This window comes from Haloplanus aerogenes (genome assembly GCF_003856835.1).
Classification (GTDB): Archaea; Halobacteriota; Halobacteria; order Halobacteriales; family Haloferacaceae; genus Haloplanus; species Haloplanus aerogenes.
This window is the reverse complement of record NZ_CP034145.1, coordinates 2,465,709-2,487,532: the sequence shown is the minus strand read 5'-3', so window position 1 is coordinate 2,487,532 and position 21,824 is coordinate 2,465,709. Positions and strand designations below refer to the sequence as shown.

30 protein-coding genes and 1 pseudogene are annotated in these 21,824 nt (G+C 67.0%); 17 read left to right on the top strand and 14 right to left on the bottom strand.

From position 1 onward, the window contains the following. The first annotated feature begins 40 nt into the window (after positions 1-40). Positions 41-901 carry a restriction endonuclease gene (locus DU502_RS12750; RefSeq protein WP_121920459.1) on the top strand — a complete coding sequence of 287 codons (861 nt, stop codon included), beginning with the start codon at positions 41-43 and terminating at the stop codon, positions 899-901. A gap of 59 nt (positions 902-960) precedes the next feature. Here the strand turns inward: DU502_RS12750 and DU502_RS12745 are convergent, their stop codons facing one another. Then, positions 961-1,377: a plastocyanin/azurin family copper-binding protein gene (locus DU502_RS12745; RefSeq protein ID WP_121920460.1), complete on the bottom strand. Its 417-nt coding sequence runs from the start codon at positions 1,375-1,377 to the stop codon at positions 961-963. A gap of 97 nt (positions 1,378-1,474) precedes the next feature. On the opposite strand from DU502_RS12745, the gene DU502_RS12740 reads away from it, so the two are divergent. Then, the gene (locus tag DU502_RS12740; RefSeq protein WP_121920461.1) at positions 1,475-2,152 is read left to right on the top strand and encodes a protein sorting system archaetidylserine synthase; all 678 of its coding nucleotides are present in this window, start codon (positions 1,475-1,477) and stop codon (positions 2,150-2,152) included. Positions 2,153-2,155: 3 nt separating this feature from the next. Here DU502_RS12740 and DU502_RS12735 read toward each other — a convergent pair whose 3' ends face one another. Beyond that, a complete protein-coding gene (locus DU502_RS12735) occupies positions 2,156-2,458 on the bottom strand; it encodes a DUF7111 family protein (RefSeq protein WP_121920462.1) in 303 nt (100 codons plus the stop codon). Between the two features lie 38 nt (positions 2,459-2,496). After that, entirely contained in the window at positions 2,497-3,636 is a 1,140-nt protein-coding gene (locus DU502_RS12730; RefSeq protein ID WP_121920463.1) for an acyl-CoA dehydrogenase, read from the bottom strand. Between the two features lie 85 nt (positions 3,637-3,721). Between DU502_RS12730 and DU502_RS12725 the strand changes: the two genes are divergently transcribed. The 3 genes from DU502_RS12725 (at position 3,722) to DU502_RS12715 (ending at position 5,223) form a co-directional block, all read left to right on the top strand. Further along, on the top strand, positions 3,722-3,904 hold the full coding sequence (locus tag DU502_RS12725; RefSeq protein WP_121920464.1) for a DUF7525 family protein: 183 nt from the start codon (positions 3,722-3,724) through the stop codon (positions 3,902-3,904). A gap of 146 nt (positions 3,905-4,050) precedes the next feature. Continuing rightward, entirely contained in the window at positions 4,051-4,275 is a 225-nt protein-coding gene (locus tag DU502_RS12720) for a DUF7123 family protein (RefSeq protein ID WP_114586681.1), read from the top strand. A gap of 138 nt (positions 4,276-4,413) precedes the next feature. Beyond that, the gene (locus tag DU502_RS12715; protein ID WP_121920465.1) at positions 4,414-5,223 is read left to right on the top strand and encodes a carbon-nitrogen family hydrolase; all 810 of its coding nucleotides are present in this window, start codon (positions 4,414-4,416) and stop codon (positions 5,221-5,223) included. Between the two features lie 223 nt (positions 5,224-5,446). Here DU502_RS12715 and DU502_RS12710 read toward each other — a convergent pair whose 3' ends face one another. Next, positions 5,447-6,244: an RIO1 family regulatory kinase/ATPase domain-containing protein gene (locus tag DU502_RS12710; protein ID WP_121920466.1), complete on the bottom strand. Its 798-nt coding sequence runs from the start codon at positions 6,242-6,244 to the stop codon at positions 5,447-5,449. Between the two features lie 79 nt (positions 6,245-6,323). Here DU502_RS12710 and DU502_RS12705 point away from each other — a divergent pair, with 79 nt between their 5' ends. From DU502_RS12705 to DU502_RS12690, 4 genes are all read left to right on the top strand, one after another. Then, positions 6,324-6,728, top strand: a complete 405-nt coding sequence (locus DU502_RS12705; RefSeq protein ID WP_121920467.1) for a double zinc ribbon domain-containing protein — start codon at positions 6,324-6,326, stop codon at positions 6,726-6,728. Between the two features lie 55 nt (positions 6,729-6,783). Continuing rightward, on the top strand, positions 6,784-7,656 hold the full coding sequence (gene epsC, locus DU502_RS12700; RefSeq protein WP_121920468.1) for a serine O-acetyltransferase EpsC: 873 nt from the start codon (positions 6,784-6,786) through the stop codon (positions 7,654-7,656). A gap of 74 nt (positions 7,657-7,730) precedes the next feature. Continuing rightward, positions 7,731-8,552, top strand: a complete 822-nt coding sequence (locus DU502_RS12695) for a succinylglutamate desuccinylase/aspartoacylase family protein (RefSeq protein ID WP_121920469.1) — start codon at positions 7,731-7,733, stop codon at positions 8,550-8,552. After that, positions 8,549-8,842, top strand: coding sequence for a hypothetical protein (locus DU502_RS12690; RefSeq protein WP_121920470.1), 294 nt, complete (start codon positions 8,549-8,551; stop codon positions 8,840-8,842). The genes DU502_RS12695 and DU502_RS12690 overlap by 4 nt, the downstream gene beginning before the upstream one ends. A gap of 154 nt (positions 8,843-8,996) precedes the next feature. Here DU502_RS12690 and DU502_RS12685 read toward each other — a convergent pair whose 3' ends face one another. Then, positions 8,997-9,692: a hypothetical protein gene (locus DU502_RS12685; protein ID WP_121920471.1), complete on the bottom strand. Its 696-nt coding sequence runs from the start codon at positions 9,690-9,692 to the stop codon at positions 8,997-8,999. Positions 9,693-9,809: 117 nt separating this feature from the next. Between DU502_RS12685 and DU502_RS12680 the strand changes: the two genes are divergently transcribed. Continuing rightward, positions 9,810-11,315 (top strand): uracil-xanthine permease family protein, encoded by a 1,506-nt coding sequence (locus DU502_RS12680; protein ID WP_121920472.1) that lies wholly within the window; start codon positions 9,810-9,812, stop codon positions 11,313-11,315. A 254-nt stretch (positions 11,316-11,569) separates the two neighbouring features. Here DU502_RS12680 and DU502_RS12675 read toward each other — a convergent pair whose 3' ends face one another. Beyond that, positions 11,570-12,679 (bottom strand): mechanosensitive ion channel family protein, encoded by a 1,110-nt coding sequence (locus DU502_RS12675; RefSeq protein ID WP_121920473.1) that lies wholly within the window; start codon positions 12,677-12,679, stop codon positions 11,570-11,572. An 84-nt stretch (positions 12,680-12,763) separates the two neighbouring features. On the opposite strand from DU502_RS12675, the gene DU502_RS12670 reads away from it, so the two are divergent. The 3 genes from DU502_RS12670 (at position 12,764) to DU502_RS12660 (ending at position 14,161) form a co-directional block, all read left to right on the top strand. Continuing rightward, positions 12,764-13,252 carry a metal-dependent hydrolase gene (locus tag DU502_RS12670; protein WP_121920474.1) on the top strand — a complete coding sequence of 163 codons (489 nt, stop codon included), beginning with the start codon at positions 12,764-12,766 and terminating at the stop codon, positions 13,250-13,252. Between the two features lie 30 nt (positions 13,253-13,282). Further along, the gene (locus tag DU502_RS12665) at positions 13,283-13,855 is read left to right on the top strand and encodes a peroxidase-related enzyme (RefSeq protein ID WP_121920475.1); all 573 of its coding nucleotides are present in this window, start codon (positions 13,283-13,285) and stop codon (positions 13,853-13,855) included. Between the two features lie 111 nt (positions 13,856-13,966). Further along, positions 13,967-14,161 (top strand): cold-shock protein, encoded by a 195-nt coding sequence (locus tag DU502_RS12660; protein WP_049938024.1) that lies wholly within the window; start codon positions 13,967-13,969, stop codon positions 14,159-14,161. A gap of 181 nt (positions 14,162-14,342) precedes the next feature. On the opposite strand, the pseudogene DU502_RS12655 reads toward DU502_RS12660, so the two are convergent. After that, positions 14,343-14,816: pseudogene (locus tag DU502_RS12655) on the bottom strand (cryptochrome/photolyase family protein); the annotation flags it as partial. A 185-nt stretch (positions 14,817-15,001) separates the two neighbouring features. Between DU502_RS12655 and DU502_RS12650 the strand changes: the two are divergent. Together DU502_RS12650 and DU502_RS12645 are read left to right on the top strand one after the other, a co-directional pair. Beyond that, positions 15,002-15,913, top strand: coding sequence for an acyltransferase (locus tag DU502_RS12650; RefSeq protein ID WP_121920477.1), 912 nt, complete (start codon positions 15,002-15,004; stop codon positions 15,911-15,913). Positions 15,914-15,957: 44 nt separating this feature from the next. After that, entirely contained in the window at positions 15,958-16,932 is a 975-nt protein-coding gene (locus tag DU502_RS12645) for an aldo/keto reductase (RefSeq protein WP_121920478.1), read from the top strand. Here DU502_RS12645 and DU502_RS12640 read toward each other — a convergent pair. The 4 genes from DU502_RS12640 to DU502_RS12625 all read right to left on the bottom strand — a co-directional run bounded on the left by DU502_RS12640 (position 16,929) and on the right by DU502_RS12625 (position 19,601). Continuing rightward, positions 16,929-17,609, bottom strand: coding sequence for an SCO family protein (locus DU502_RS12640; RefSeq protein WP_121920479.1), 681 nt, complete (start codon positions 17,607-17,609; stop codon positions 16,929-16,931). The genes DU502_RS12645 and DU502_RS12640 overlap by 4 nt on opposite strands. A gap of 75 nt (positions 17,610-17,684) precedes the next feature. After that, entirely contained in the window at positions 17,685-18,347 is a 663-nt protein-coding gene (locus tag DU502_RS12635) for a cytochrome c biogenesis CcdA family protein (RefSeq protein WP_121920480.1), read from the bottom strand. Continuing rightward, on the bottom strand, positions 18,347-18,901 hold the full coding sequence (locus tag DU502_RS12630; protein ID WP_121920602.1) for a TlpA family protein disulfide reductase: 555 nt from the start codon (positions 18,899-18,901) through the stop codon (positions 18,347-18,349). Before DU502_RS12630 ends, DU502_RS12635 begins: the two co-directional genes overlap by 1 nt. 58 nt (positions 18,902-18,959) lie before the next feature. Continuing rightward, positions 18,960-19,601, bottom strand: a complete 642-nt coding sequence (locus DU502_RS12625; protein WP_121920481.1) for a thioredoxin domain-containing protein — start codon at positions 19,599-19,601, stop codon at positions 18,960-18,962. Between the two features lie 92 nt (positions 19,602-19,693). On the opposite strand from DU502_RS12625, the gene DU502_RS12620 reads away from it, so the two are divergent. Together DU502_RS12620 and DU502_RS12615 are read left to right on the top strand one after the other, a co-directional pair. After that, a complete protein-coding gene (locus DU502_RS12620) occupies positions 19,694-19,894 on the top strand; it encodes a DUF1918 domain-containing protein (protein ID WP_121920482.1) in 201 nt (66 codons plus the stop codon). Positions 19,895-19,912: 18 nt separating this feature from the next. Next, entirely contained in the window at positions 19,913-20,344 is a 432-nt protein-coding gene (locus DU502_RS12615) for an RNA-binding protein (RefSeq protein ID WP_121920483.1), read from the top strand. Here the strand turns inward: DU502_RS12615 and DU502_RS12610 are convergent, their stop codons facing one another. The 3 genes from DU502_RS12610 to DU502_RS12600 form a co-directional block, all read right to left on the bottom strand. Then, positions 20,345-20,677: a thioredoxin family protein gene (locus DU502_RS12610; protein WP_121920484.1), complete on the bottom strand. Its 333-nt coding sequence runs from the start codon at positions 20,675-20,677 to the stop codon at positions 20,345-20,347. Between the two features lie 57 nt (positions 20,678-20,734). Next, on the bottom strand, positions 20,735-21,286 hold the full coding sequence (locus DU502_RS12605; protein ID WP_121920485.1) for a thioredoxin family protein: 552 nt from the start codon (positions 21,284-21,286) through the stop codon (positions 20,735-20,737). Between the two features lie 90 nt (positions 21,287-21,376). Beyond that, positions 21,377-21,814, bottom strand: a complete 438-nt coding sequence (locus tag DU502_RS12600) for a DUF5518 domain-containing protein (protein WP_121920486.1) — start codon at positions 21,812-21,814, stop codon at positions 21,377-21,379. Between the last annotated feature and the right edge of the window lie 10 nt (positions 21,815-21,824).

The window sequence follows — 21,824 nt, the reverse complement described above, 5'->3', positions numbered from 1 at the left end:
CGTACCGTTTAGGGACTGTCCCCGAACCATCCGCCACTCCATGGGCCCGACTCCGGACGACGTTCTCGACGACCTGCATGACATCGACGCATACGACTTCGAACGCGTGGTCGCGGATCTGTGGCGCCTGCGCGGATGGGAGACGACGATCACCACGGGGTCGAACGACGGTGGCGTCGATGTCGTCGCGGAGAAAGACGACCCGTTCCCACGAAAACAGCTCATACAGGCGAAACGATACGCCCGTGGGAACAACGTCGGAAGTCCGGACATCCAGCAGTATAGCAGCCTAAAACAGCAGTTTGGAAACGTGGATACGGTGGTGGTCGTCACGACGAGTGACTTCACGGAACGGGCGCGCGAAGTCGCAGCGAGTCTGAACGTGAAGTTGATCGCGGGTGACCAGTTAGCGTCGCTGTTGCTGGACGCGGACGCTCGTGACATCCTCGACGAGTATCTCGACGACCCTCGTCGGGACGAGGCTGGTGACGCCGCCCAGCCCGACACGGGAGGTGGGCCAGCGGCACCCGCTGATCTGATCGACGGCGTCCGCCGCCTCCACCGACACCTCGAAAACGAGGGGGACGCCTTCGCCAACGTCGAGTTCGAACACGAGGGCGTCACCGATGCCCACTACCAGATCAACATGTGGGACCAGCACAACCTGACTGGGTTGAGCGAGGCGGCCGCCGCCGCCGCGGAGCGGCTCGCCGACGAGTACGGACACCAGATCGACGTGAGGGAGTCGTATCCGGCAGGCGAAATCGTCACGTTCAGCTCCGGGCGGGCGCCGGGCGACGTCGACGTGGAGTCCGTCGCGCGCGTCGCGGTCGACGTGCTATCGACCGTCTACGGTGTGTCCGTCGCGGACGTTCGGCGGATCAGAGTCGTCGACACCTGAGCGACGCCAGCGTCAGCGACGGTGACCGTGACGGCGATGGCGACGCCACCGAGCGACTGCTACTCCTCGACGACGACCCGTCCGACCATCCCCGCCCGCTCGTGGGGAATACAGAAGTAGTTGTAGGTGCCGGGCACCTCGAACGTGTGGGCGTACTGTTGGCCGTTGGTGATGGCGCCGTGCATGCCGTCCCACGCCTCGCGGGCGGCGCTCTCGGAGTCGTACCCTCCGGTCGCGAAGTACGCGGCGTCCTCAGGGATGCCGTCCTCGTAGGCGGTGATCGAGTGAGCGCGGGCGCTGTTGTTGTACCAGACGACCTCGTCGCCGACACCGACCGTGATCGTCGCGGGTTCGAACGCCACCGCGGTCATGCCCACGTCGCCGTCGACGCCGCCGAGCGTTCCGACGGCGGTACAGCCGGCACTCCCAGCAGCGAGTGCCGATCCGAGCGTCGCGAGTACCCGACGTCTGCGCATACGCGGCTCTCGGTGGTCGACGGATATATGCAGACTGGTTCGCGGATCGAAACGGACGATATAAAGACGTAAATCCGCGGTGGGAGAGTGAGCGACTATGCAACCGCGGTTCGTCGGGCGACTCGGCCTCGCGGACGCCGTGACGGTGGGCAACGCGATGCTCGGATTTTTAGCGGCGTTCGTCGCGACGCGGGACGCGGGGCTCGCTGCCCGGATCGTCCTGCTCGCGGCCGTCCTCGACGGCCTTGACGGAGTCATCGCCCGCAAACGGGGCGGGACGCTCGCCGGCCCGTATCTCGACTCGCTCGCCGACGTGGCCTCCTTCGGCGTCGCGCCAGCCCTGCTCGTCTCCTCGCGAGCGGCGGACGCGTGGACGGTCGGGGGCGACCCGGTCAAGTACGGCCTCGCGCTTCTCCTGCCCGCTATTTACGTCGCCATGGCGGTCACCCGTCTCGGCCTCTACACGGCCTACGACAGCGACGCCTCGGAGACCAAGGGCGTCCCGTCGACGCTCGCGGCGACCGTCCTCTCGGCGGGCGTACTCGCCGGTTTCGTCGGTCCCGGCCTCCTCGTCGCCCTCTCCGGACTGCTTGCGGCGCTCATGGTGACACAGATCACGTACCCGGACCTTCACCCGCAGGACGCCATCGTGATGGGTGTCGTGCAGGTGCTCGCCATCTTCCTCCGCGGGCGCCCCGGCGAGGTGTTCGCCTTCGCCCTGCTCTTTCTCGCGCTCGCCTACCTGTTCCTCGGACCGCGCTTCTACTGGACCTGATCCTCACATCCCCATGTCGCTCGCCTCGTCCGGCACCGGCAGGGCCGCCGGACGCACCCCGAGCAGTTCGGCCGCGTGGTCGAGCGCCATGTCGAAGCCGTAGTAGCGCTCGAGTTCGTCGCCGTCGGGAGCGCGGCGGACGGCCAACATCGCGTACCCCTCGCTGTTCTGTGCGAGGGTGGCGTGCCGGCCGTCCAATTCGAACGTGAGGACACGCTCGCCGCCAGTCTCGTAGTAGCGCGCGGTGACATCGTCGTCGGTCGTCGTCCCCGTCACACCGCCACTATCGTCGCCGGAGTCGGTCATGTCCACCCGTCGGGACGCCGGCCAGTCGAAGCTTCCGGTTACCGCACCTCGTCCGCGATGGTGTTGCGGAGGATTTCGCTGGTTCCCTCGTAGATCTCGTTGAGTTTGGCGTCGCGGTAGAAGCGTTCGACCGGGAAGTCCTTCGTGTAGCCGTAGCCGCCGTGGATCTGGATCGCCTCGTTGGCGACCTCCCGGCTCACCTCGCTGGCGTAGAGTTTGGCCTGTGCCGCCTCCTTGACGAAGCGTTTCCCCCGGATCTTCCGGTCGGCCGCGTAGTGCATGAGCAGGCGGGCCGCCTCCACTTTCGTGTCCATGTCCGCGAGTTTGTGGCCGACAGCCTGGAAGTCGCCGATGGGCTGGCCGAACTGCTCGCGTTCGTTCGCGTAGGCGACCGCCTCGTCCAGCGCCGCCTGCGCGATGCCGACGCCGCGGGCGGCGATGGTGATTCGTCCCGCGTTGAGCGTCTTCAACGCCTGCACGAAGCCGTCGCCCTCGTCACCGAGGCGACGGTCGGCTGGCACCCGGAGGTCGGCGAAGCGGAGTTCCGCCGTCGGACACCCTTTGTCGCCCAGTTTGTGTTCCGTCCCTTCGACGTGGAAGCCGTCGTCCTCGTCGGGGCGGACGACGAAGGCGGAGATACCTTTCCGGCCCGCGTCGGGGTCGGTCTTGGCGAACAGGACGACCGTGTCCGCGACGGAGCCGTTCGAAATCCAGAGTTTCTCGCCGTCGATCACGTATTCGTCGCCGTCGCGGACGGCGGTCGTCTCCATGGCGGGCACGTCGCTTCCCGCGCCCGCCTCCGAGAGCGCGAACGCGCCGATGTCGGTTCCATCGTTCAGCGGCGTCAGGAAGCGCTCTTTCTGTTCCGAGGAGGCGAACGAGTCCAGCATCCCACCCGCGAGGCTGGTGTGGGCCGCGACGACGGTGCCGAGACCGCCGCTCCCTCGGCTGATCTCTGCAAGCGCGGCGGCGTAGGAGTGATAGTCGAGGCCGGCACCGCCGTACTCCTCGTCGAAGGGCATGCCCATCAGCCCCAATTCGGCCATCTCGTCGATCAAGTCGTGGGGGAACTCGTCGGTCTCGTCGATTTCGCCCGCGACGGGGACGATCTCCTCGTCGACGAACTCGGCGACCATCTCGCGGATCTGGGACTGCTCGGCGGAGAGGCTGAAGTCCATAGCGGGCGTATGGCGGCCGGGGGTAATACTGTTGGCCGTTCCAGCCACCGAAGGGGCTAAGTTCTCCCCGTCGAACCCTGCGTGTATGGCACTCGACGCCGTCGAGACGGACAAAGGAGTGGGATTCGGCGTGCTGTTCGGTATTCTCGCCGTCGTGGGCGCGCTGGCGATGCTGGCCGCGCCGGGACAGTTGACGAAAGCTGGCGGGTTCGCCCTCGCCATCGTGGCCGCCCTGCTCTCCATCGTGGCGGTGCAGGCGTACGCCTGATACGGCCAGTCGTCAGTCATTTCCGCCGGTTCGCTGCCATTCGGGTGCACCGGCGGTAACCAGTCCCGACGGCGCTGATACGTCCGTCCATTCGCGGGTCGTCCTTGAAAGAGTTAAGAGCATGAATCCCCTAACGGTGGTGAACGATGACCTCCCTGACCGAAGAGGAACGGCGGATCCTCGCGTACCTCCACGACAGCGTCTCCCGGGGTGAACGCTACTTCCGCGCGAAAAACATCGCCGACGCTATCGGGCTGACGGCCAAACAGGTGGGCTCCCGACTCCCGCGACTGGCCGAGAAGTCCGAGGACGTCGAAATCGAGAAGTGGGGGCGCGCCCGGTCGACGACGTGGCGCGTCACGCAAGGCTGACCGTACCCCACGAATTTTTGAGGGTTCGACGGGACCACATCGTATGACTGTTCGTGTCCGGCGGGCGTTCGAGAGACGCCCCGACGACGAACTCACCACCCTCGAACCGGCGCTCAGACGCGACCTCGAACTCACAGCATGAAGATCGCACTCGCCCAACTCGACCAGACCGCCGGCGACGTGAGCGAGAACCTCGACCGTGCGGAGACGGCCATCGCCGACGCCGCCGCTCGCGGCGCCGACATGGTTGCGCTCCCCGAACTGTTCACCGTCGGCTTCTTCGCGTTCGAGTCGTACGCCCGCGCCGCCGAGGGACTGGACGGGCCGACGTTCGGTCGGCTCTCCGATATGGCCGCCGACCACGGCGTCGGCTTGCTGGCGGGTAGTCACGTCGAGGACCTCGAAGCCAGCGCCGACGCCGGCGTCGACGTGCCGGAAGCGGAGGGGCTGGCGAACACCTGCGTCTTCTACGACCGCGACGGGACGCGCCGCGCCGTCTACCGCAAACACCACCTCTTCGGCTACGAATCCGCGGAGGCGCGCCTGCTCACCCCCGGCGAACACCTCTCGATCGTCGACTTCGAGGGCTTCACCGTCGGCATGTCGACGTGTTACGACCTCCGCTTCCCCGAACTCTACCGCCGGCTGGCGGATCAGGGCGTGTCGCTCGTCTGCGTCCCGAGCGCGTGGCCGTACCCCCGGGTCGAACACTGGGAGACGCTCGCCCGGGCACGCGCCATCGAGAACCTCACGTACGTCGCCGCCGTGAACGGCGCGGCCGAGTTCGAGGACGCGACGGTACTCGGGCGGTCGACCGTCTACGATCCGTGGGGGACGACGCTCGCGAGTGCGGGCGACGACCCGACGCTCGTCGTCGCCGATATCGATCCGGATCGGATCGAGTCGGTCCGCGAGGAGTTCCCGGCGCTCCGCGACCGCCGCGACTAATCCGCCGGTGCCGGTGGGTTTATGACCCAGAGGCCGTTATCCATGCTTGCCGACGCATCGACGCTTTTCTCGTCGAGACTCGGCATCAACAACTCCACCACGTCGTCGCTCGCCCCGGCCCGACTCGGACCCGGATCGCCTTTGCCCGGCGGGGGCGATCCGGGTTCACCTCGTCCCGTTCCGCCACCACCTCTCGTTTCGTCTACCCGTTCCACGCACCGCGTTACGCCGCGCGTTTCTCGATCTCGCCCTTGAGCGCCGCGGCGTCGAAGTCGTGATCCGGGCGGATGTTGACGAAGTCGAGGAAGTCGCGGGCGTCGAGTAGTTCCTCGGGCGTGTAGACTGTCGCGGCGGCGTCGACGGTCGCCGTCGCGCCGATCAGCGGTTCGAGCGCCGCCAGCCCACACGCCGCGTCGTACGACCGGGCGTCGTCTCGGCTCTCGGAGCCGACGTTCGTCGCGTCGATGAAGTAGAGGTCGCCGTCGAGGATGAGGACGTTCTCCGCCCGGAGGTCGCCGTGGGCGAGGCCGTGGTCGTGCATCGTCCGGAGTGCCTCGAACAGTTTCGGCGCGAGTTCGCGTTCGGCTTCCTGGTCCAGTTCGTCGAGCGGCCGAAACTCGGGGAGATATTCGAGGATGACCACGCCGAGGCCGTCGATCTCTAGCGCTTCGAGGGGTTCGGGTGCGTTCACCCCGATCTCACGCATCTGCTCGGTCGCCTCGAGTTCGTGTTTCGCCATCCCGTACGGCGTGCCGAAATGCTCGAAAAAGCCCTCCGTGCCCGCCGAGAAGACGCCGAGGTTGCGGCCGGTCGTGATGAGCGCGTGGACCAGCGAGTTCTGTTTGGAGATGACTTTCACGAAGAGGTCCTCGTCGAGGACGAGCGGTGTCGAGAGCCAGTTGTCGGCGTCGAGATAGCGAACCGACGGCTCCTCGCGGCCGTACCGGTCCGCGATTTCCGTGATCACCCGGTTGAGGCGGTCGTCGTCGATCCGACCGCGGAGGAACCGCCGGACTTCCATCGAACGCTCCTACGCCGTCGGCGGGCATATATCATTGGTCGGGGCAAGACCTTTCGGCGCGGCGGGCCGTCTCCCGCGCATGGCCAGTGAGGTCATCGCTGTCGTCGCCCTCCTGTTCTGGACCGCCCTTTCCGTCGGCGTCGGCATTCACGCCATGGACCGGGGTCGATCCGGGTTCCTGTGGGGATTGCTTACGTTCTTCACGGGGCTCATCGGCCTCCTGATCTACGTGGTGGTCGCCGGGAGCGCGGCCGACACGGTCGACGACGACGACCCCGAGCGGTTCCGCCGCTGTCCAGCGTGTTCGACGAACCACGAGGGCGCGCCGAACTACTGTGCCGAGTGTGGCGAACCGCTCGACGAGGACGACGACGTCGTGGTCGCGCGCGTCCTTCGGAGCGGGTCCCGGGGGTACTGTAGCAACTGCAAGTCACGGATCGGTCTCGACGCCGACGACTGCGCGAACTGCGGTGCCGTCTTCTGAGGCGGGGGGTGACGTAGCAGAACTACTTTACTCGACAGCGACAACAGCCACACAAATGGGATACGATTACACCGGCGACACTCACGACGAACTCGTCGACGCCTATCGAGCGGACGACTCGCCGTTCCCGACTGACGACTCGCGGGAGTATCCACGCCGCGATTTCCTGCGTGACGAACCACTCCTCCTCAAACAGCTTCTGTTCCCCCTGTGCTGGAACGGGACGGACCTGCTCGACGATCCGGCCGAAACTCGCAACCGCTTGAACAGGCTCGGGACGTGCATCCAGAAAGGCATCACGGCCTACTCGGATCGCGGCGCGGACGACCTGACCGCAATCGTCGACGGGACGCTCGACCGATTGCCGACGATTCGGGACACCCTCAAGCGTGACGTCGAGGCCGCGTACAAGGGCGATCCCGCGGCGAAGAGCTACTGTGAGATCATTCGGTCGTATCCCGGGTTTCACGCCATCCTGATCCACCGGATTGCACACGTCCTCTACGAGGCGGAGCACTTCCAGTACGCACGCGAACTCGCCGAGTACGCAAAAAGCGAGACGGGTATCGACATCCACCCGGGTGCGGAGATTGGCGACTACTTCTTCGTCGATCACGGGACCGGGGTCGTGATCGGCGAGACGGCCACGGTCGGTGACTGGGTCCGAATCTACCAGAACGTGACGCTCGGTGCCCTCCACTTCGAGGAGGAGGAGGGCGAGGAGCACATGCTGGCGAAAGACTACAAGCGCCATCCCGACATCGGTGATCACGTCGTTATCGGGGCCGGCAGCAACATCCTCGGGCCGGTCGAGATTGGCGACCACGTGAGCATCGGGGCGAACTCTTGGGTGACCGACGACGTGCCGGACAACACCAGCGTCTTCATCTCGGATCACCCCGATCAGGAGCGGAAATCGAACCGGTAGTCGGCGGCAACGAGACACGACGAACGCATTTAGCCTCCCGATAATTTTCCATCCGTGGAAGTAAGGGGGGGACAATGAGACGACGGACGGTCCTCGCCCACTCGGCGGCGGCCCTCGGTGGGTCAGCACTTCTCGGGACGGGATCGACGATGGCGGCAGCGCAACCAGGTGGAGGGACGCGCACGACGGAGACGCTTCTGCCGGGGACGAAGTACGCATCGGCGGTGGTCACCATCGATGCGCCGAACGACGGTCCCACTGCCGTCGTCGTCGGCGGGATGCACGGTGACGAACCGAGCGGATATCGGGCGGCGAGCGACGTCGCCTCGTGGGCGTTCGACGCCGGGAAACTGGTCGTCCTTCCGAAGGCGAATCAACCGGCCATCGAGCGAGGGACGCGACACAACGACAACGGTGACCTGAATCGGAAGTTTCCCACGGGCCGTGAGGTGGAGACGAAACTCGCGCGGGCCATCTGGCAACTGGTCGAGGAAACCGACCCCGATGTCGTCCTCGATTTACACTCCTCGAAGGGGGTGTATCGAACCCACGAATCGTTCGTCGGGCAGGCAATTTTCCCGACGGTAGTCGACCCGGCCCCGACGTACGCGCAGGCGGCCGTCGATACCGCGAACGACACCGTCGTCCCGTGGTATCTGCCGTACCATCGCTACGAGCGCGGGAACCTCCTCGACGGGTCTTCGCCACTCCTCGTCCACAAGGTTGCGGGTGACCTCGACCTCCCGGGGTACATCGTCGAGTCGACGAAGTTCGTCCTCGATCCGTCGACTGCGGCACGGTGGACCTCGCTCGTTGCCGAGACGTTGTTGGCGAACCACGGCATCCTGCGGCATGACGGACGGGTCGAACCCACGGGCGGTGACAGGAACACATGAGCGACTCGACTGCGGGCGGACTCGACCGCCAGCATCTCCGGACGGTGTTCACCGGCCGCGTCGTCGTGGCCGTATTCGCCTTCCTTACGATCCCACTCGTCGTCGGCAGTCTGGACGGCCGACTACTGACGCCGTTGGCGTACCCGGGCTACCTCGCGCTGATGCTCGGCAGTTCCGTCGGGAGCTATCTGTTCCCGAACCTCGCCATCTGGGTGTTCTGGGCGCCCTTCTTGCTCGGGAGCTACGCCGTCGCCGTCGTCTCCGGTGTCGGATACCGTCGCATCCGCTGACAGCCGTCCGCTGGCAACCACTCCCGAGGTGGAGTCGACGAATTTTCGCGACGCACACCGGTGTTCACGCTGCGATACGCGGCGAAAGATGTCTTGCTGGGCGTGAATACTCGGTTCGTTCGTGATCGACTGGCGTCCCGTGTGCGGCACCGTCTCATCTCGACGCGGGTCGCGTTCCGTCCGCTCGCTCCAGCGCCGTCGACAGCGCCCGCGCCGCCCGCTCGCCGTCGCCCTGCGGGGCGGATAGCCGCACCGGGTCGTCGCCGAAGCGTTCGACGACGAGCGCCGGCTTGCGGGTTCGGAGGTAGCGTCCGAGGAGGACGAGCGCTCCGACGAGGAGCGCGACGCCGCCGACGAGGAGGACGGTCGTGAGAAGGGCGAGCGCCGCCGCGAGGGCGTCGGTCACTGCGAGGACGCTCCCGACGGGGGCGGCGCCGGCCGACGCGTCCATCGACAGCGTCGACTGGAGGTCCATCGCCCGGAGGGCGACGCCGCCGCCGAGTCCGGCCAGCCCGTAGACGGCGGCGCGCAGTCCCCACCCGAGGAACTGCCCGTCGCCGTCGGCGTCGACGCGCACGTCGCTGACGTTCGGGCGGTCGACGGCCTCGAATCGCTGCCCGTCGGCGGTCGGGTTGTACGCCAGTATGCGGTGGGTGGTGACGGCCGCCCACCCGGCACCCAGCGGCGCCCGCTCGACGACACGCTCGCCGGCATAACAGAGGCGTTCGGGGTCGTAGTCGGTCGACCCATCGACCGGATCGGGAGTGCCGACGCTCGCCACGCCGACTCCGCCGCCACTCGCGTTCGGGGTGGTCGTCCCACGGGAATCGTCGTCCGCGTCCGCGTCCATCGACCACACTCTCGGCCCCGGCCGCCGTGACACTTTCGGCCGGCGCCGACCCGATCCGGTCAGTTTTAGATACCTCCGTGGTGAGATGCCGGATATGCACGCGGGTGAGCGGAGACGATGAGCGGCGAGGACGGCCGCGCCGGGTTCGTATCGTACGGTATCGACGACAAGCCACCGGTCGTCACGTCGATTTTCCTCGGCGTCCAGCATTACCTGACGATGGTCGGCGCGAACGTCGCGGTGCCCCTGATCCTCGCGGGGGCGCTGGGGATGCCCGAGTCGGTGATTCCTCGCTTCGTCGGGACCTTCTTCGTCGTCTCCGGCATCGCGACGCTCGCCCAGACCACGCTGGGGAACCGCTACCCCATCGTGCAGGGGGCGCCGTTCTCGATGCTCGCGCCGGCGCTCGCGGTCATCGGCGTCGTGCAGGCGAGCAACCCGACGGGGCCAGCGTGGGAGGCGGCGCTCCTCCAACTCCAGGGCGCTATCGTCGTCGCCGCAGTGGTCGAGGTGGCGGTCGGCTACTTCGGCCTGCTCGGTCGCCTCCGCTCCTACATCTCGCCGGTCATCATCGCGCCGACCATCGCGCTCATCGGTCTCGCGCTCTTCAACACGCCGCAGGTGACGAGCCCGAGCGGGAACTGGTGGCTGCTCGGCCTGACGCTCGGGCTGATCGTCCTGTTCTCGCAGTATCTCGGCGGTCGTTCGCGGGCGTTCAAACTGTTCCCGGTCCTGCTCGGCGTCGTCGTCGCGTGGGTCGTCGCCGCCGTCCTGTCGGTGACCGCCGTCTACGCGCCGGACACGCCGGGCTACGTCGACCTCGCCTCCGTCGCCGCGGCGCCGGCGCTCATGCCCATCTACCCCCTCCAGTGGGGGATGCCGCGGATCGAGACGGCGTTCGTGATCGGCATGCTCGCGGGCGTCGCGGCATCCATGCTCGAATCGTTCGGTGACTACCACGCCGTTGCCCGCCTCTCCGGCGTCGGTGCGCCCAGCGAGCGCCGCATCAACCACGGGATCGGGATGGAGGGGATAATGAACGTCTTCGCCGGTCTCATGGGGACCGGTGGCTCCACCTCCTACTCCGAGAACATCGGCGCCATCGGCCTGACTGGCGTCGCCTCGCGCTACGTGGTCCAGATCGGGGCTGCAGTCATGCTGGTGGTCGGCTTCGTCGGCTACTTCGGCCAACTCATCGCCACCATCCCCGATCCCATCGTCGGCGGTCTCTACGTCGCCATGTTCGGGCAGATCGTCGCCGTCGGCCTCTCGAATCTGGAGTACGTCGACCTGAACTCCTCGCGCAACGTCTTCGTCGTCGGCATCGCCCTCTTTACCGGCCTCGCCATCCCGGCCTATATGGGCAACGTGGGGAGCGCCGAGGCGTTCCGGCAGGGGATGCAGGGGGTCGCCGTCCTCGGCCCGATCCTCGGCGCCCGCGCCGTCGCGGACACGATCTACGTCATCGGATCGACCGGCATGGCCGTCGGCGGCCTCGTCGCTTTCGTCCTCGACAACACCATCGAAGGCACTCGCGAGGAACGCGGCCTCGTCGAGTGGGAGCAAGCGACCGAGGACGAGTCCGACTTCGCCTCCGCGTTCGACCGATTCCTGCGGGACTGACACCGGTTTCGTCTGACCTAAAAATCCGATGCGTTTTTGTGTGTTTAGGCCAACCTAAATCCGTGCAGCGACCCGAACGACGACCACTCGACCCGACGAATCGGCCGACCTCGCGGCGAATCGGCGGACGCCACGCCCGCGAGGGGGCGGTACGGGAGGGCCGAATCGGGACGGTGTGAACACGGGGCCCCTCCCCACCGACACCCCGCTACCGTGGGCAATGGTAACGTACACCTCCCTCCACTTTGCTGTCCTCACCGCTCGCTAGCGACGGCGTCGCCGTCGCCCACTGCACCGAGATCCATCTCGCCGCCGCTCGCTCGCATCCGCACGTCACGCTGGGGATACGGAATCTCGATCCCCGCGTCGTCGAGCGCGTGGTAGATGGCGCGGTTGAGTCGGTGGCGCGTCTTCGCCGCCCGCGTCGGCCCGTTGACCCAGCAGAGGAGTTCGTACTCCAGCGCCGAGTCACCGAACCGCCGGAAGCGCGCCCGCGGTTTGGGGGCGTCGAGTACCAGCGACTCCGCCAGCGCGAGGTCGACCAGCAGTTCCTCGAAGGCGTCGATGTCGGTGCCGTAGGCGACGCCGATGGGCACGCGCACCCGGCGGCGACGGCCCGGCGCCGACTCGTTGGTGACGCGAGTGGCGTTCAGCACGGAGTTGGGGACGGTGACGAGCACCTCGTCGCGGGTGAGCAGCGTCGTCGACCGGACGCCGACTTTCACCACCGTCCCCGAATCGCCAGAGTCGAGGACCACGAAGTCGCCCAGTTTGTAGGTGTCGTCGAAGTACAGCGCAATCCCGCCGAAGAAGTTGGCGACGGTGTCCTTGGCGGCGAAGCCGATGGCGATGCCGGCGATCCCCGCCCCTGCGAGCAGGGGTGAGATGTCGTAGTCCCACAGCGAGAGGAGGACGGCGACGGTGCCGACGAGGACGACGAGCGTCCAGACGTTCGAGAAGACCGGCGCGAAGTCGAAGCGGTCGCCACGGTTCTTGACGGCCTCCACCACCCGGTTGACGACGCGGTTGAGCGCCCGCGCCCACACGAGGACGATGACCGACAGCGAGGGTTTGCCGAAAAACAGCGCGAGCGTCGCGGGATCGACGAGCGTCGCCGTCGCCACCGACTCGACGCGCGTCAGGAGGTAGACGCCCGCGAGGGCGACGGTGACGACGATAGGCAGGCGGAGTTCCTCGAAGACGATGTCGTCGAGTGCCGTCTCCGTGCGACTCGTGAGACGGCGGGCGAGGCGCACCCCCACCACTTCGAGGAGGACGGCACTCCCGAAGGAGGCCGCGAGGACGGCGGCCGTGGCTTGCCACGCGGGAAGAGCGTCGAGACTGGCGACGAATCCATCGAACACGGTCGATAGAGGCGCCGGAACGCGATAACCGTATCCCTCGCCTCGGCCGAAAGGTTCTGGTCGGTGCCTGCCACACCCTCTCCCATGTACCGACGGGGTCACTGGGGCGTCTCCTTGCTCGTGTTCGCACCGGTCGGCTTCGCACTCGTTCTCCTCGGTCGGCCCGACCTCGCTTTTCTCGGTGGCGCCGCTATGCTCTGGCTGTCGATGCTCCCCGACTGGGACCACCGCGTCCCCTTCCTCTCACACCGCGGCCCGACCCACACCCTCGCGTTCGCCTTCCTCGTCGGCGCCGTCGGCGCCGGTGCGGGTGTCGGCCTCGCCTCCGTCTTCGACGGCGGCCGGGCCACGCTCGTTCCCTTCGGTTTCGCCGTGGGTGCGCTCGCGATCCTCGCCCACCTTCTCGCGGACGCGCTGACGCCCGCGGGTGTCCCGTTCCTCTGGCCGCTCTCCGGCCGGGACTTCTCGGTGTATCTCACCCGCGCCGACAACGCCCTCGCCAACTACGTCCTCCTCGCGGTCGGCGTCTGTGCGACGGCGGCGGCGGGCTTTGTCGCCCTGCGAATGGCGTGATCTTTTGTCGGTTCGCGCCCATGCGCGTCCATGAACGACGACGCGATGACGCGGTTCCCGGTCCCCGACTACGACGACCTGCCCGACGACCTGCGCGAGCGTATCGACGCGGAGACCGAGCGTGCGGGCTTTACGCCAAACGTCTTCGCGGCGCTCGCGTACGCCCCCGACCAGTTCCGCGCGTTCGTCGACTTCCACGACGCCCTCGTCGACGGGACGAGTCTGGACCGCGAGGCGGTGGAGATGATCGTCGTCGCCGTCTCCGGCGTCAACCACTGCTACTACTGCAACGTCGCCCACGGCGCGCTAGTGCGGATCTACGCGGACGATCCGTTGCTCGCCGACCAGCTCGTCGCCAACTACCGGACGGCGGACGTGAGCGACGAGCGCCTCCTCATGCTCGACGTGGCCGTCAAACTCACCGAACGGCCGTGGGAAGTGACGCAAGCCGACCTCGACCGACTCGCCGAGGCGGGCTTCTCCGAGCGCGAAATCTGGGATATCGGCGCTATCACGGCCTTCTTCAATCTCAGCAACCGGCTGGCGAGTTTCGCCGATATGCGCCCGAATGCCGAGTTTCACACGCTCGGTCGGGAGACGTAGGCCACGATAACTGTCGGGATCGGATCTATCCTGACCAATAGTTGACGGATATATATTTCTGTGTATTTGCCCGGAAACCTTATGTTTCTGCTTTTCGTCGCTAGCAACGCAATGGCGACTGGTACGGTTGCGTTCTTTAACGACACTGGCGGCTACGGGTTCATTGAGACTGAAGATTCGGACGAAGACGTCTTCTTCCACATGGAAGACATCGGCGGTCCGGACCTGGAAGAAGGGCAGGAGGTGGAGTTCGATATCGAGCAGGCCGACAAGGGCCCGCGAGCGACCAATCTCCAGCGACTGTAAGGCCGAACCGGTTTCCGGTTCGACCCTTCGGTAGCGCCGCAGAAAGATTCTTCCAATTTTCACCCCCACCAGCCGTGGCTACAGCGTGCCCGCTGCTATCCGGTCCCGGAGCCACGCCGCTCGCTCACGAATCTCGTCCCACTCAGCCGCCGACTTCCGGTCGACGTGGCTGTACATCAGCCCCATCCGACCCGTCCCCCGTCTCCTCGTGCGCTTTGAGGAAATCCCAGTACAGCGCGTTGAACGGGCAGGCGTCCTCGCCGGCCCACTCGTCGAACGCGGCCGACGAACAGAGGAAGCGGTCGTCGTCGACGAGCGTCAGCGATCCGCCGCGGGCCGCGACCAGTTCACGCAGGCGCTCCCCGGCGCCGTAACTCGGCGGACGCATGAGTCGCAGGTCGTCGTCGGGGTGGGCGTCGAAGTGGGCGTCGAGAGCGTCCCCGAAGGTGTCGGCGCGGCGGTAGTCCACCTCGTACCCCGTGCCGCGCAGTCGGTCGCGGGCGTGACGCATCGCGGCGAACACGAGGCCGAGTTTCTGCGGATGGTACGGCCGTCGGGCGGCGAACTCGGTCGCCTCGATCAGCAACACGCGGTCGGCGTCGTCGAGGACGTGGTGTTCGGGGTGGAGGTGGTCACCGAGAAGCCAGACGGTCATGGCCGGCGTTGGAACGGGGGTGGCAAAACGGTGTGGCCTCCGATCAGCCCCTCCGACGGCGGCGTCGGCTCTGCCGATAATTGAATGAAAGTATGATTCTTTCCACAAGAAAATACTACTTGTTCGTGAAGGTTATATTTGGTAAAATCGCATAACTTTAGTAATTTGCTAGTGTCAGTATCTACATGACAAAAGTTCACGTCGCCGTGTCGCCGGAAATCGAAGCGCGGATCGAGGAGTTCGTCGAGGGAGTGGACGCGCGACTGTCGGCCGACGAACCGACTGCCGACGTAGTACAGGAGGTGCTGAGCCGCATCCACGGCGACGGTGACGTCTACGACCGGTGGCTGTCCGGGGCGTCGCTGTCACTCGTCGAGCGCGTCCGACTCGACACGTACCACCCCGCGAACACGCTCACGAAGGGCGAGACGTGGGCGGAGAAAGACGAGGATCGGTTCCGGGAATCGAAACCGCTCCGGTGGCTCTGGACCGGATTCGACGCGTCACCGCTGGCGGACAACGATGCCGTCGCCCTGCCGTTCCGGCAGATGCTCGCGACACACCTGTTCGCCGAGGCTGGCGACGATCTCAAACTCTTCCGGGGCATCCGCTTTCCCTACGGACACAACATCGAAATCGGCGACCGAACGGTCATCCACGAGAACGTGCTGTTGGACGACCGTGGCGCACTCGACATCGGTGACGGCGTCTCTATCGCCGACGACGCCGCCCTCCACAGTCACAGTCACGACATCGTCGACCAGTCCGACGTGTCTATCTACCGGACGGTCGTCGACGACGACGTGCGCATCGCCTCCGGCGCGATGGTCGCTGCCGGCAGTCGCGTCGGAGAGAACGCGATGGTCGGCGCCAAGGCCATCGTCCGGGGCGACGTGCCGGCCCATCACGTCGCCGTCGGGACACCAGCCGAGAGCGTCAAGGTGAAACCGGGCTGGCAGTCGGTTGCCGAGGACCCCGGCCGACTCGCGGACAATCGCGAACGGCGTCGCATCGCGTACGACCTCCCATCGGACACCGAGACGGTCGACGAGTTCGGGCGTGACCGCAACCCTCCGGTTGGGGTCGCCTCCGACTGACTGGCCCGCCGTAGCTTTTTGTCCCGCCGCGCCGATTCCCGTCCATGGAGTACACCACCCTCGGAGACACCGGCATGGAGGTCTCGCGCCTCTGTCTCGGCTGTATGAGCATCGGGACGAGCGACTGGCGCGACTGGGTGCTCGACGAGGAGGAGGGGATCGAACTCGTCGAACGCGCCATCGACCTCGGGATCAACTTCTTCGACACCGCGAACATGTACTCCGACGGCGAGTCCGAACGCGTCCTCGGGAAGGCACTGGAGGGGCAACGCGAGGACAAAGTCGTCGCCACGAAAGGCTACTTCCAGATGGACGAGGACGACCCCAACTCCGGCGGCCTGTCCCGGAAGGCCATCGAGCAGGAGTTGGAACACTCGCTGGATCGGCTGGGGATGGACACCGTCGACCTCTATCAGATCCACCGCTGGGACTACGACACCCCCATCGAGACGACGCTCCGCGCCCTCGACGACGCGGTTCGGCGCGGGCAGGTGCGCTACATCGGCGCGAGTTCGATGTGGACCTACCAGTTCGCCGACGCGCTCCACACGAGCGACGCGCTGGGGCTAGAGCGCTTCGCCACCATGCAGAACCACTACAACCTCGCCTACCGCGAGGAGGAGCGCGAGATGCTCCCGTTCTGCGAACAGGAGAACGTGGGCGTCATCCCGTGGTCGCCGATGGCGCGGGGCTACCTCACCCGCCCCGACGAGGACATCGACGCCACGACCCGCGGGGAGACCGAGGAGTACCTGTACGAACACCCGTACCGCGAGGGCGGGGGGCCGGAAGTCAACGAACGCGTCCAGCAACTCGCCGAGGAGCGCGGCGTGAAAATGGCCCAGATTGCCCTCTCGTGGGTGTTACACAAGGACTGGGTGGACGCCCCCATCGTCGGCACTTCGACGGTCGAGCATCTGGAAGACGCCGTGGAGGCACTGGAGATCGACCTCTCGGACAGCGACATCGAGTATCTGGAGGAGCCGTACGAACCGGTGCCCGTCTCCGGGCACGATTAAAGGAAGCCGCCGCCCCCGTTGCGGACTTTCTTCAGGTCCTCGATGTAGGTTCCTTCCTTCCCTTCCTGCCCGCGATACGCACGCTCGACGTAGCCGTCGGCGTTCACGAGGATGACGAGGCCGATGTGGTTGAACATGTACTTCCCGCCGTCCTCGGGTTCGGTGCGCTGGAAGACGAAGCCGAACTCCTCCTCCAGAACGCGTTTCGCCCGCTCGCGACTCTCGGGCCGCAGGAAGTGCCAGTTGCCAGCGTCCAATTCGACGTTCATCTCCCCCGCGTACTCGCGGAGGCGCTCGCCCGTGTCACGCTGGGGGTCGAACGTGATGGGGTAGAAGCCCACGTCGTCGGCGTAGTCGTTGTTGACGCTGTGGATCTGCACCTCGCGGAGCGCGGAGATGAGACGCGGGCAGACGCTCATACAGTTGGAGTAGAAGAAGCTCACGAGCGCCGGGCGGTCCACGTCGCGCAGGCCGATCCCCGTCCCGGTCAACGGATCGGGGAGCGTCACGTCGGGAATCTGCTCGCCCCACGCCGGATAGGAAAGCGCCTCGCTCGTCACGCCGTCGGGGCGGTCCGGTTCGCCGAGCGTCGTGTTCGGGTTGCCGCCGCCGAGACAGCCGGCGACACCGCCGAGGCTCGCTGCGCCCAGCGTGCCGAGATACGTCCGTCGGTCCATAGCGGTGGGAAGGGGTCGCCACTCAAAACGCGTCTGGTCCGGCCGTCGAAAGCTATCGTCGCGGGTCGAACGCGGCTACAGGACGCCGAGATAGCGGAGCGACGCGATAATCTGTGCGACGCCGGCGACGATCATGACGACGGCGGCGAGGCGCTTTACCGTCCCGACGTGGCCGCTCCACGCCCGGAGGGCGTCGCTGCCGACGGCCGCGAGGAGCGTCACGCCCGTCAGCGGCAGCGCCGTCGCCGCGGCGTAGCTTCCGAGCGCCACGGCCGCCTGCGGCGGGGCGAGCGTGAGCGCCTGCGTGAACACGCCAAGCACGACGGGGACGACACAGCCCGCGGCCGCGAGCGCGTAGCCGCCGCCGAAGATGGCCGCCCCGACGACCGACCCCCGACGCTCGGGGAGTCGGAGGTGGAGCGTCGGCGCCCGGTCGGTCAGAAACAGGACACCGAGGACGACCAGCGCGACGCCGACCAGCGGTTCGAGCAGGGGCAACCGTTGGGCGAGTCGCCCCCCGATGGCGAGGAGGAGGCCACCGATGGCCGCGAGGACGACGACGGCGCCAGCGGAGGCGGCGAGGCCGCGGAGGGTCGCCCCGCCCAGCCCCGTCTCGTCGTTCTGGACGGCGTACCCCACGTACCCCGGCAGGAGCGGGTAGGCACAGGGCGCGAAGAAGGTGGCGAGGCCGGCGCCGACCGCGAACGTGAGCGTCCCGAGGAAGGCGGCGTCGACCATCACACGACCGACGAAATCTCCCGGTCGAGCGTCTCGGCCGAGGCGACGCCCCCGTGAGTCCAGACGACCGATCCCTCGGCGTCGGTGAGGGCGAGGTAGGGGAGGCCGCTGGCGCCGAGCGCCGCCAGCAAGTCGCCCTCGGGGTCGTGGCCGAGCGTCCACCGGCCGTCGTTGTCGCGCCACCACGCCCGCACGTCGTCGGCGTCGAGGCCGCCGCCGAAGCGTTCGTTGGTGACCGAGACGAACGCCACCTCGTCGCCGTAGCGGTCGTACGCCGTCCCCAGCGAGTCCATCTGTTCGATACAGGGGCCACACCACGTCGCGAAGCAGTCGATCAGTGTCGGCGTCCCCGCCGCCGGCACCTGCTGCGTACCGGCCGTCGATCCCACAGCGTCGAGCGTCGTCACCTCGACGGGGAGGTGGGCGCCGCTCTTGCTCCCCACGTCGACGACGCCGCTCCCGACGGCGCCGGCGCCGACGAGTCCCGTGCCCACGAGGCCAGCGAGGAGGTGCCGGCGGCCGAGGGTGCCCCCGTCGTCCGAGTCGTCGCTCATCGGTTGCGCTTCGAGGCCGACGACCAAGTGTCCCGTGGTACGCCCGTCGAAGCCGACGCTACCGTTCGGCCTCGATAGCGCTCGCGATGGCGTCGTAACTCGGCTCGACCGACCGTCCGGCGACGTAGATAGCGGGCGTCCCCTGCGCCCCGCGGTCGAGAGCACGCTGGCGGTCCGCTTCGATCACCGGCCGATACGTCTCGTTGAGGGCGTCGGCCTGAATCGCACATCCCGGCGCCCCCACGTCGTTCGCGAGGTCCGTGACGAGCGCCGGCGAGTAGTCGTTCTGGTTCTCGAAGAGTGCGTGGGCGTACTCGAAGAAGGTCGCATCGTCCGTCTCGTCCTGCACGCCGCGGGCGGCGCTGGCGGTCTGCCACGACCACCGCTCGTCGACGGGGATGGGGAAGTCGTGGAACTCGTAGCGGACGACACCCGTCTCGACGTACTCCGCGCGGAGGTCGGGAAACACCTCCAGACTGTAGGTCGCACAGTGGGGACAGGCGAAGTCCTCGAACGCCGCGACGGTCACCTCGGCGTCGCTGGGGCCGATGGTCGGCGCGGGGAGGTCCGACACTGTCGGTTCGTCCTCGATGTCGCAGTCGCTCGTGCCGCGAGTGCCGCCGCCGAGACAGCCAGCCACGAGTCCGACGCCGCCGACGCCGACCGCCGCACGCAGATACTGCCGCCGAGTTCCATGCATACTCCGTACTGGCCGCTTTCGAACTTATACTCGTGGTTCGATCACCCCGCCGAATCAGCGCGCTTAAATGTGCCCCGGCGGAACGACGAGACATGAGCTTCGAGAAAGACGACTCGGTCGTACTCCACGACAAACACAGCGAGTACGACGGCGAGACCGGGACGATCACGCAGGTGATGGAGACGATGTTCGGCGACGCCACGTACACGGTCAGCTTCGAAGACGGACAGGAGACGGGTGTGCCGGAGGACGCCCTCGAAGCGGCCGACGGCGACAGCGACGACGACGAATAGTTCGGACGCCCCGCCCGCATGTCGAGTGTCCCCTTTCACTACGTCGATCTGCGAACCTTCTGTTACGCGACGGAAGACGAGAAGCGCGTCGAGGAGGCGCTCCGGACGTATCTCCCCGACGAGTTCGAGATAGAGCGACAGGTGACGACCGGGCACCACGGTGACCGGATCGTCGTCCTCTCGGCGCGACTGGAGAACGCCGACGACGTGCGTCACGTCCTCGACTGCCTGACCGACCTCCCCGACTACGACACCTTCCTCGACGAACTCGACGACCGGGTGTCCGAAGACTGTTCGCTCTACCTGACACTGGACAAGCAGGCCGCGTTCGGCGGCGAGGTGCGACAGGGCGACGGCATCACCCTCCGCGGGAAAGTCGAGGCCTACCCCGCGAAACGCGAGTCGGCTGTCGAGAACGCCCGCGAGGCGTTCGAGGCGGCGCGCGAGTAATCAGTCCGCTTCTTCGACGAACGCGACCAGTCGTTCGGCGCCGACGAACCCGTCCGCCAGTCGCTTCACTTCCGCTCCGCGCTCGAACAGCACGAGCGTCGGCACGCTTCGGATGTCGAACCGGTCGACCAACACGGGGTCGTCGCGAGGGTTGACGAGGACGACGGGAACGTCCGTTTCTCGGGCGACGACGCTCAGGACCGGTTCCATCGAGGCGCAGACGCCACAGCCCTCGGTGAAGAACTCGACGAGGACGCGGTCGTGGTCGTCGACGAGGGCGTCAAGGTCGGCAGCCGTGTCGACACGAATCGGGGCGGCGTCGGTGTCTTGCATACCGGAGCTACGCGTTCGAGGCTCGTGAGTCGTTCGGTGGCGCGTCCGTCGCCGACGTTACGGCCACTTGATCCCGCAGCCACGCGACGGACCGGGGTCGAGGTCCACGTCCTCGCCCGCGCGCACCGTGTCGATAGCCTGCCGGATGTAGAACTCGGTGGCCTCCTCGTCGGGGCCGAGGGCGTCGTCGAGGCGGCCGTGGTACGCCAGTCGATACTCGCCGTCTTCGCGCCGGAAGAGGAAGGGATCGGGGGTGCAGACGGCGCCGTAGGCGCGGGCCACCTCGGCCGTCTCGTCGCGGAGATAGGCGTCGTAGGCGACGCGGCCCTCTTCGACGAACGCCTGCATCTTCTCGACGGAGTCCTCGGGGTACTCCTCGGCGTCGTTGGCGTTGATGCCGACGACGGCCACGTCGTCCTCGGTCGCGATGTCGTTCAGCAGGTCGAACTTCGCCTGCGCGTAGGGGCAGTGGTTACAGGTGAAGACGACGAGGAGGGCGTCTTCGTCGAAGGAGTCGAGGGTGTACGTCTCGCCGTCGACGCCGGGAAGTTCGAAGTCGGGCGCTACGTCGCCGTCTTCGAGTTCGGAGTCGGATTCCGGAAGTGCCATACCGAAAGTTGAGCCGCGACGGTGAAATACTGTGGGCCAGCGGCAACGGCATCGGGTCAGCGGCTGTTGCACCGTCGAAGCCACTCCCCGTCAGGTGCCCGTGGCGGGCGACTGTCGCCGGCCGGTCTTCCGCGACAGCCAGTCACCGATGGCCGCGCCGACGACGCCCGTCACCGCGGCCAGCCCGAAGGCGAGCAGGGACACCGTTAGTATCGCTCCGACACCCATCCCGACGGCGGCGGCTTGGAACCACGCCGGCCCCGCCGCGCCACGAACGGCGACGAGCACGTCGGTCAGCATCCAGAGCACCGGCAACCCGCCGATCAGGCCGACGCGGATGCCGACCGAGCGGCGCGCCGACGTGTCGCCTGCGTGGAGGTAGCCGGCGACGAGGCCGCCGAGGAGGACGGGGCCGAGGGAGAGTTCGCTACCCAATTGCCAGAGCAGGTAGGCGGTACCGGGGAGGGCGACGAGGCCGCCGACGAGCGCGTGCCGCCACGTCTCGGAAAGGGGACCAGTTCGGGACACGGCAGAGTTT

Excerpts from the sequence above, each read along its gene's own strand:
- DU502_RS12750 (WP_121920459.1), top strand. The coding sequence starts at position 41 with ATGGGCCCGACTCCGGACGACGTTCTCGACGACCTGCATGACATCGAC.
- DU502_RS12745 (WP_121920460.1), bottom strand. The coding sequence starts at position 1,377 with ATGCGCAGACGTCGGGTACTCGCGACGCTCGGATCGGCACTCGCTGCT.
- DU502_RS12740 (WP_121920461.1), top strand. The coding sequence starts at position 1,475 with ATGCAACCGCGGTTCGTCGGGCGACTCGGCCTCGCGGACGCCGTGACG.
- DU502_RS12735 (WP_121920462.1), bottom strand. The coding sequence starts at position 2,458 with ATGACCGACTCCGGCGACGATAGTGGCGGTGTGACGGGGACGACGACC.
- DU502_RS12730 (WP_121920463.1), bottom strand. The coding sequence starts at position 3,636 with ATGGACTTCAGCCTCTCCGCCGAGCAGTCCCAGATCCGCGAGATGGTC.
- DU502_RS12725 (WP_121920464.1), top strand. The coding sequence starts at position 3,722 with ATGGCACTCGACGCCGTCGAGACGGACAAAGGAGTGGGATTCGGCGTG.
- DU502_RS12720 (WP_114586681.1), top strand. The coding sequence starts at position 4,051 with ATGACCTCCCTGACCGAAGAGGAACGGCGGATCCTCGCGTACCTCCAC.
- DU502_RS12715 (WP_121920465.1), top strand. The coding sequence starts at position 4,414 with ATGAAGATCGCACTCGCCCAACTCGACCAGACCGCCGGCGACGTGAGC.
- DU502_RS12710 (WP_121920466.1), bottom strand. The coding sequence starts at position 6,244 with ATGGAAGTCCGGCGGTTCCTCCGCGGTCGGATCGACGACGACCGCCTC.
- DU502_RS12705 (WP_121920467.1), top strand. The coding sequence starts at position 6,324 with ATGGCCAGTGAGGTCATCGCTGTCGTCGCCCTCCTGTTCTGGACCGCC.
- epsC (WP_121920468.1), top strand. The coding sequence starts at position 6,784 with ATGGGATACGATTACACCGGCGACACTCACGACGAACTCGTCGACGCC.
- DU502_RS12695 (WP_121920469.1), top strand. The coding sequence starts at position 7,731 with ATGAGACGACGGACGGTCCTCGCCCACTCGGCGGCGGCCCTCGGTGGG.
- DU502_RS12690 (WP_121920470.1), top strand. The coding sequence starts at position 8,549 with ATGAGCGACTCGACTGCGGGCGGACTCGACCGCCAGCATCTCCGGACG.
- DU502_RS12685 (WP_121920471.1), bottom strand. The coding sequence starts at position 9,692 with ATGGACGCGGACGCGGACGACGATTCCCGTGGGACGACCACCCCGAAC.
- DU502_RS12680 (WP_121920472.1), top strand. The coding sequence starts at position 9,810 with ATGAGCGGCGAGGACGGCCGCGCCGGGTTCGTATCGTACGGTATCGAC.
- DU502_RS12670 (WP_121920474.1), top strand. The coding sequence starts at position 12,764 with ATGTACCGACGGGGTCACTGGGGCGTCTCCTTGCTCGTGTTCGCACCG.
- DU502_RS12665 (WP_121920475.1), top strand. The coding sequence starts at position 13,283 with ATGAACGACGACGCGATGACGCGGTTCCCGGTCCCCGACTACGACGAC.
- DU502_RS12660 (WP_049938024.1), top strand. The coding sequence starts at position 13,967 with ATGGCGACTGGTACGGTTGCGTTCTTTAACGACACTGGCGGCTACGGG.
- DU502_RS12650 (WP_121920477.1), top strand. The coding sequence starts at position 15,002 with ATGACAAAAGTTCACGTCGCCGTGTCGCCGGAAATCGAAGCGCGGATC.
- DU502_RS12645 (WP_121920478.1), top strand. The coding sequence starts at position 15,958 with ATGGAGTACACCACCCTCGGAGACACCGGCATGGAGGTCTCGCGCCTC.
- DU502_RS12640 (WP_121920479.1), bottom strand. The coding sequence starts at position 17,609 with ATGGACCGACGGACGTATCTCGGCACGCTGGGCGCAGCGAGCCTCGGC.
- DU502_RS12635 (WP_121920480.1), bottom strand. The coding sequence starts at position 18,347 with ATGGTCGACGCCGCCTTCCTCGGGACGCTCACGTTCGCGGTCGGCGCC.
- DU502_RS12630 (WP_121920602.1), bottom strand. The coding sequence starts at position 18,901 with ATGAGCGACGACTCGGACGACGGGGGCACCCTCGGCCGCCGGCACCTC.
- DU502_RS12625 (WP_121920481.1), bottom strand. The coding sequence starts at position 19,601 with ATGCATGGAACTCGGCGGCAGTATCTGCGTGCGGCGGTCGGCGTCGGC.
- DU502_RS12620 (WP_121920482.1), top strand. The coding sequence starts at position 19,694 with ATGAGCTTCGAGAAAGACGACTCGGTCGTACTCCACGACAAACACAGC.
- DU502_RS12615 (WP_121920483.1), top strand. The coding sequence starts at position 19,913 with ATGTCGAGTGTCCCCTTTCACTACGTCGATCTGCGAACCTTCTGTTAC.
- DU502_RS12610 (WP_121920484.1), bottom strand. The coding sequence starts at position 20,677 with ATGCAAGACACCGACGCCGCCCCGATTCGTGTCGACACGGCTGCCGAC.
- DU502_RS12605 (WP_121920485.1), bottom strand. The coding sequence starts at position 21,286 with ATGGCACTTCCGGAATCCGACTCCGAACTCGAAGACGGCGACGTAGCG.